Source organism: Caulobacter sp. 10L414 (assembly GCF_056395525.1).
Genome location: NZ_JBFTJR010000063.1, coordinates 20,861 through 27,739, shown reverse-complemented (window position 1 = coordinate 27,739; position 6,879 = coordinate 20,861). Strand labels below are relative to the sequence as shown.

General features: G+C 69.6%; 6 protein-coding genes. 4 read left to right on the top strand and 2 right to left on the bottom strand.

Annotated features, from left to right (window positions below; translation table 11 throughout):
• The first annotated feature begins 110 nt into the window (after positions 1-110).
• From AC1DCG_RS20785 to AC1DCG_RS20770, 4 genes are all read left to right on the top strand, one after another.
• Entirely contained in the window at positions 111-1,520 is a 1,410-nt protein-coding gene (locus AC1DCG_RS20785; protein ID WP_477031337.1) for an O-antigen ligase family protein, read from the top strand.
• On the top strand, positions 1,517-2,383 hold the full coding sequence (locus AC1DCG_RS20780; RefSeq protein ID WP_477036982.1) for a 50S ribosomal protein L11 methyltransferase: 867 nt from the start codon (positions 1,517-1,519) through the stop codon (positions 2,381-2,383). The genes AC1DCG_RS20785 and AC1DCG_RS20780 overlap by 4 nt, the downstream gene beginning before the upstream one ends.
• 212 nt (positions 2,384-2,595) lie before the next feature.
• Positions 2,596-3,033 carry a hypothetical protein gene (locus AC1DCG_RS20775; RefSeq protein ID WP_477041644.1) on the top strand — a complete coding sequence of 146 codons (438 nt, stop codon included), beginning with the start codon at positions 2,596-2,598 and terminating at the stop codon, positions 3,031-3,033.
• 42 nt (positions 3,034-3,075) lie between these two features.
• Positions 3,076-4,890 carry an aminopeptidase P family protein gene (locus tag AC1DCG_RS20770; protein WP_477031338.1) on the top strand — a complete coding sequence of 605 codons (1,815 nt, stop codon included), beginning with the start codon at positions 3,076-3,078 and terminating at the stop codon, positions 4,888-4,890.
• 174 nt (positions 4,891-5,064) lie between these two features.
• Here the strand turns inward: AC1DCG_RS20770 and AC1DCG_RS20765 are convergent, their stop codons facing one another.
• Both AC1DCG_RS20765 and AC1DCG_RS20760 read right to left on the bottom strand, forming a co-directional pair.
• Positions 5,065-5,484, bottom strand: a complete 420-nt coding sequence (locus AC1DCG_RS20765; protein ID WP_165262796.1) for a DUF2147 domain-containing protein — start codon at positions 5,482-5,484, stop codon at positions 5,065-5,067.
• A 100-nt stretch (positions 5,485-5,584) separates the two neighbouring features.
• Complete coding sequence (locus AC1DCG_RS20760) at positions 5,585-6,745, bottom strand: acyltransferase family protein (RefSeq protein WP_477031334.1); 1,161 nt, start codon at positions 6,743-6,745, stop codon at positions 5,585-5,587.
• Positions 6,746-6,879: the final 134 nt, after the last annotated feature.

The following is a 6,879-nucleotide window of genomic DNA, read 5'->3' as shown; positions in this document are numbered from 1 at the left end:
GCCCGAAGGGCCGGAGGGGGTCGCCGCAACGCGGCGCCACGGCCTCCCCCTTGCAGCCTCTCGTCAATGCGACCGGTAACTGTGCCGTTTCGCGCCACACGGGAACGACCATGGACGCCGCGGCGCCGGACAGGATCGAGGAGGAAGGCGGGCTTTTGCGCACGCTGGAAGCCTGGGCCTGCGGCTTCGTACTGTTCATGCTGTCCAACGCCCTGATCGGACCGTTTCTCGATCCGGAACAGGCCGGCGGCGAGGACATGCCGATCCTTCGCCTGATGTGGCTGCCGGTCTATGCCTTGATCCTGGCGCTGGTGCTGTGGCGCGCGCCCCGGCTCGCGAAGTTCTGGCTGCCGGCCGGGATCCTCAGCCTGCTGGTGTTCTGGGTGTTCGCCTCGGCCTCGTGGTCGTTCGATCCTGGCACCACCAACCGCCGCGCCCTGGCCGCGGCCTTCACCACCCTGTTCGGCTTCTATTTCGCCGCCAGCTTCGACGGCCGCCGCATGGCCGAGATCCTGGCGACCACCTTCCTGGTGCTCGGCGCCGGCGGCCTCCTGGCCGCGATCGCCTATCCGAAGATGGGCGTGCAGCACGACATCAACGCCGGCGACTGGCGCGGCCTATGGTTCGAGAAGAACCAGATGGGCGCGATGATGGTCTACGGCGCGCTGGGCGCCATGGCCGCCATCCTGGCCGGAACCCGGCATCGCAGGCTGTTCATCGGCGCCATCGTGCTGTGCGCCTTCATGATCGTGATGAGCAAGTCCAAGACCTCGCTGATGGTGCTGCTGATCGGCCTTACGGGCTCGGGCCTGCTGGGCATGATGCGGCGCGGGCCGGCGACGGCCATCACCATGGTCTGGCTGGGCGTCACGGTCATCGGCGGCGCGGCCATCGTCATGTGGCTGGCGCCCGAGCTGCTGTTCAAGGCCCTGGGCAAGGACCCCACCCTGACCGGCCGCACCGAGATCTGGGACGCTCTGATGCGCCAGTCGGCCAAGGCCCCGCTGACCGGCTACGGCTATGCGGTGTTCTGGCGCGACGACTCCGTGCCGGCCCTGTTCATCCGCAAGGAGACCGGCTGGAACGTGCCCACCGCCCACAACGGCTGGCTGGACGTGCTGGCCCAGCTGGGCTGGATCGGCGTGGGCCTGTCGGCCCTGGTGCTGGGCCTGCCGCTGCTGGCCGCCCTTTTCCGGTTCGACAAGGTGCGCGACGGCTACTGGGCGACGCTGTTCCTGGTCATCTTCCTGATCACCACCTTCTCGGAAAGCTTCATCCTGGAGCGCAACGGCATCGCCTGGGCCCTGGCCTGCGCGGCCGCCACGCGCCTGCTGGGACCCGCCTTCGGACGAGCCGGCGCGCCGCAAGCCCGCCGCGAGCCGCGCCTTCGGCAGGAGCCGCCGCTGACCTGGCGACTGGCGCCGCCCGACCCCGCGCCGGAAATTTGGAGCCCCGCCCCCGCTTTCGGACGCCGGACGGTCTCGCCTTTGGCCGCGCGTCCGACTATTGGAGCGGCATGACCGACTACACCCACCAGCAGATCGTCGCCCGCGGCGCGCGCGCCGACGCCGAAGCCGCCGCCGACGCCATCGACAACATGCCCGGCCTGGAAGGCGCCACCTACTCGATCCTGGAAGAGGACGAGGACAAGGGCATCTGGCGCATCGACGCCTTCCCGACCACCGAGGACGAGGACGCGGCCCTGCTGGAGCTGCTGGGCGGCTATCCGCTGAAGGTCGAGCGCGAGGCCCTGGCCGACGCCGACTGGCTGGCCATGGCGCTGTCGGGCCTGCCGCCGGTGCGCGCCGGGCGCTTCTTCGTCTACGGCATGCACGACCGCGGTCGCCTGCCCGCCAGCACGGTCAACCTGCGCATCGAGGCCGGCGCGGCCTTCGGCACCGGTCACCACGGCACGACGGTCGGCTGCCTGCAGGCCTATGACCGCCTGATCAAGGCCAGGAAGTTCAACAAGGTGCTCGACGTCGGCGCCGGCACGGGCCTCTTGGCCATCGCTGCCGCCCGCACGGGCGCCAAGCTCGCCGTCGGCACCGACATCGACAAGCCCAGCGTGCGGATCTCCAAGGAGAACGCCAAGGTCAACATGGCCAACGCCCGCTTCGTCCATGCCTCGGGCCTGTCCAACAAGCTGGTGGCGCAGAACGCCCCCTATGACCTGGTGTTCGCCAACATCCTGGCCCGCCCGCTGATCAGCCTGGCCCAGGACATCAAGCGCGCCCTGGTTCCGGGCGGCACGGTCATCCTGTCGGGCCTGCTGCGCACCCAGGAACGGATGGTCAAGGCCGCCTACCTGTCGCGCGGCTTCAAGGTCGTGAACCGCATCCACCGCGACGCCTGGGCGACCCTGGTCCTGCAGCGTCCGTAGCCCAATTCCACCTCTCCCATGGGGAGAGGGAGGGGCCCATTGCGACAGCAATGGGAGGGTGAGGGGATAAAACGGTCGACGGTGTAGCACCTCACCCTCCCACGCCTGACGGCGCGGGCCCCTCCCTCTCCTTCCAGGAGAGGTGTTCAAAAGACGGAACGCCTGCGCTTGGCTCCACGTTTTCCCGGACAACATCGTTCGAGGAAACGACCATGACCTACACCGATCCTTCGCTTCACCCCGAGGCCCCGCGAGCGCCCGAGCGCGTGGTCGAGATCCGTCGGGAATCGAGCCCCCTGGGCTGGCTGGTCGCCGGCGTCGTGGCCATCGTGGCCGTGATCGCCGTGGCCTTCATGCTGACCTCGCGTCCGATGGACGCCAGTTCCGACCAGATCGCCCAGGCCCAGGAACAGGGCCGCGCCGCCGGCCTGGTCGAGGGCGCGCAGGTCGGCCTGCAGACCGGCGCCGACCAGGCCCGCCAGGCCGCCGAGGCCTCGGCCCGCGAAGCCGCCTCCGCCGCCGAGAGCGTGCGCCGCCAKACCGAGATCCAGGCCCAGACCGCCGCCGACGCGGCGCAGGACGCGGCCGCCACCGCTCCGGCCACGATCGACGGCACGGCTCCGTCGCCCCGGGCCGATCAGCCGCAATAACGCCCCTTTCCAGTCTGGCGCATGCGGCATACATCGTTCKACATGCGCCAGACCTTCGATGAATCCACCGATCCGGGCTTCGGCCCGCGCCACGTTCCGCTGATCCGCGAGGCCATGGCCCGCCAGGGTCTGGACGGCTTCCTCGTGCCGCACGAGGACGAGCACCAGAACGAGTACCTGCCCGCCGCCAACGACCGCCTGGCCTGGGCCAGCGGCTTCACCGGCTCGGCCGGGGCCGGCGTGATCATGAGCGACCGCGCCGCCGTGTTCGTCGACGGCCGCTACACCCTGCAGGTCCGCGAGCAGGTCGACCAGGGCGTGTTCGAGATCCGCGACCTCGTCGAGGGCGGCGTGCCGGCCTATCTGGAGACCGCCAGCAAGGGCGCGGTCATCGGCTATGACGCCCGCCTGCACAGCCCGGCCGCGCTGGACGTGCTGAAGGCCGCCGCCGCTCGCGCCGGCGCCACGCTGAAGCCCGTCGCCGCCAATCCGCTGGACGAGGCCTGGGGCGGTCAACGCCCCGCCCAGCCGCAAGCCCCCGTCGTTCCCCACCCCGTGCAGTACGCGGGCGAAGAAAGCTCGGCCAAGCGCGCCCGGGTGGGTTCGGGCCTCGCCTCGACCTTGGGCGCCGACGCCGCGGTGATCACCGCCCCGTCCTCGATCGCCTGGCTGTTCAACATCCGCGGCGGCGACGTCATCCGTACGCCCCTGCCGCTGGCCCAGGCCGTCCTGCGCGCCGACGGCAGCGCCCGCCTGTTCCTCGACCCGGCCAAGGTCACCGAGGACCTGCCGGCCTGGCTTGGCAACGAGGTCTCGCTGGAAGCGCCCGAGGCCCTGGAAGGCGCCCTGGCCGACCTCGCGGGCAAGAGCGTGCTGGTCGACCCGGCCCAGTCCTCGGCCTGGTACTTCGACACCCTGATTGCCGCCGGCGCCAAGGTCGTGCGCGGCATGGACCCCTGCACCCTGCCCCGCGCCTGCAAGAACGACGTGGAGCTGGACGGCACGCGCGAGGCCCACCGCCGCGACGGCGCGGCCCTGACCCGCTTCCTGCACTGGCTGGCCACCGAGGGCCAGGTCAGCCCGCCGGACGAGAAGGAGGCCGTCGCCAAGCTGGAAAGTTTCCGCGAGGCCACCGGCGTGCTGAAGGACCTGTCGTTCGACACCATCGGCGCGGCCAACGGCCACGGCGCCCTGCCCCACTATCGCCCGACCGAGCGCTCCAACGAGCGCGCCGCCCTGGGCTCGCTGCTGCTGGTCGACAGCGGCGGCCAGTACCTGGACGGCACCACCGACGTCACCCGCACCGTGGCCATCGGCGAGCCTTCGGCCGAGATGGTCCAGCGCAACACGCTGGTGCTCAAGGGCCACCTGGCCATCGCCCGCCTGCGCTTCCCGGCCGGCACCACCGGCTCGGCCATCGACGCGCTGGCAAGAATGGCCCTTTGGGCTCATGGGCTGGATTACGACCACGGCACCGGCCACGGCGTCGGCGTCTATCTGGGCGTCCACGAGGGTCCGCAGCGGATCAGCAAGGCGCCCAACACCATCGCCCTGCAGCCCGGCATGATCGTCTCCAACGAGCCCGGCTACTACAAGGACGGCGAGTACGGCATCCGCATCGAGAACCTGGAAGTCGTCATGCCCGCCGAACCGGTGGCCGGCGGCGACCGCCCGATGCACCGCTTCGAGGCCCTGACCCTGGCTCCCATCGACCGCCGCCTGGTCGACAAGGCGCTGCTGACGGCCGAGGAAGTCGCCCAGTTCGACGCCTACCACGCCCGCGTGCTGAAAGAGATCGGCCCGCGCGTCGAGCCGGAGATCCGCGCCTGGCTGGAAGAGGTGTGTCAGCCCCTGTGATCCCTCTCCCCTTGCGGGAGAGGGTGGTCCCCGCGAAAGCGGGGATCGGGTGAGGGGTTGCACGAACAGAAACGCCGCGAAAGCCGATCAGCTTTCGCGGCGTCTTGCGTCTGAGAGACCCCTCATCCGTCAGCTTCGCTGACACCTTCTCCCGCAAGGGGAGAAGGAGGRTCCTTACTTCACCCGGGTCCAGGTCTGGGTCTTGCACAGCGGCGCGACCACGCAGCCCTTCAGCTTCAGGGTGTTGGCGTCGGTCATGGTGATGGTGCCCGAATAGGTCGCGCCGTCGTCGGCCTTGTAGACCTTGCCGCCGGTCCACTTGTCGGGACCGCCGCTGAAGCCCCACAGCAGCTGCAGGCCCTTCAGCGGACGCGTGCGCAGCGACGGGTCCTTGTTCTTCTCGTCCTTGAGCGTCGGGTTCTTTTTGATGTTGTCCGAAGTCAGCAGCTTGCCGCACAGGCTGTTGCCGCAACGGCTGATCTCGACCTGGCCGCCGTTGGTCTCGGTCTGCCAGAGGCCGGTGATGTCCGCGGCCATGGCCGGCGCGACGAAGGCGGCGCTGGCGACGGCGGCGAGGATGGCGGTCCTGAGCATTTTGAATGCGACTCCCTAGAAGCCACGCGTTTGGAACGCGCGTTTTATCCCTCGTCGCCTATCTCGCCGCGAACGGCAAGGCGATTTCAGGGCATGCCATTCAAGGCAGGGGCGTAACCATCGCTTGCGCCGCCTGGTTCCGCTCGCGCTTCCTGCCCCAGCCGGCGGTCGCCTTCTCCAGACGGGGTTTCAGCCAGTCCTGCAGAGGCGCGTCGACCAGGCGCTCGAAGATCCAGGCGAACACCAGCGCCGCCGGGAAGGCCATGGCCCAGATCACCCAGTGGGCGGCCTCGTGCAGTTCGACCTTCTGGTCCAGCTGGCGCTGCAGCGCGAACCAGATCGCGCCGACGAACTGGTTGGTCAGGTACAGCGAGAACGACAGCCGCCCGCCGGTCTTGGCCCAGCCCCAGCCGTTCTGGGCCGAACCGCTGGCGGCGAAGATCAAGAGGCCCAGCAGGGCCAGGCTCGGATAGGCGAATTCGCCGACGATGTTCAGCACCACGAAGCCGACCACCGCGAACACCGCCAGGGCGTCGGCCAGCTTCGGGCCGATGACCACCTCGCGCGCCAGCCGGGCGATCAGCACGCCCATCAGGAACAGCGGAATGGCGCGATAGAGGCCGTTCTTCAGGTGCAGGTGGAACGACGGCAGGCCAAAGGCCTGGCGCGAGAACAGGTCCACCGCGACGAACACCGCCACGCCGGCCAGCAGCGCCATCCAGGGCGAGCCGATCCTGCCGAACGCCCGCCAGATCGTCGGGAACAGCGCATAGCAGACCAGCAGCGCCGACAGCGTCCAGGTGGGCATGTTCCAGCCCGACGGGCCCTGGAAGCCCCAGGTCTGGATGAGGAAGATCTGCTGGGGCAGCTGGTCCCACTGGTACCATTGCGGATTGCGCGGCTGCATGCCCAGCGCCGTGGTGCCCAGCACCAGCGCCACGAAGGCGGCGATCATGACCAGGTGCGCAGGCCACACCCGGCCGATGCGCTTGATCAGGAAGGCCCCGTCGTGGATCTGCCCGGCCGACACCCGCGACCCGTAGGCCCGGCCCAGCACGTAGCCCGACAGCATCAGGAAGAAGTCGGTGGCCAGATAGCCGCGCCCGAACGCCGGGTGGATCGCAAACAGCGAGACCGGCGCCTGCTCGGCGTAGTGATAGACCACGATGAAGAAGGCCGCGAAGAAGCGCAGCGCGTCCAGCGGCCCGCCGCGGGACAGCGGACGCGCGACCTTGGCCGTGTTTGCACCAGTATCGGACATGGCGGACTCCTTCGGGCAGGAAGGAGCAAAAGCGGCGCCAGGATCAAGGGCGAAGTCGCTTCCCCGACATAAGATCCTCCCCCTCTGGGGGAGGTGGCCCGAAGGGCCGGAGGGGGGCCGTTTTCAGCTTTCGG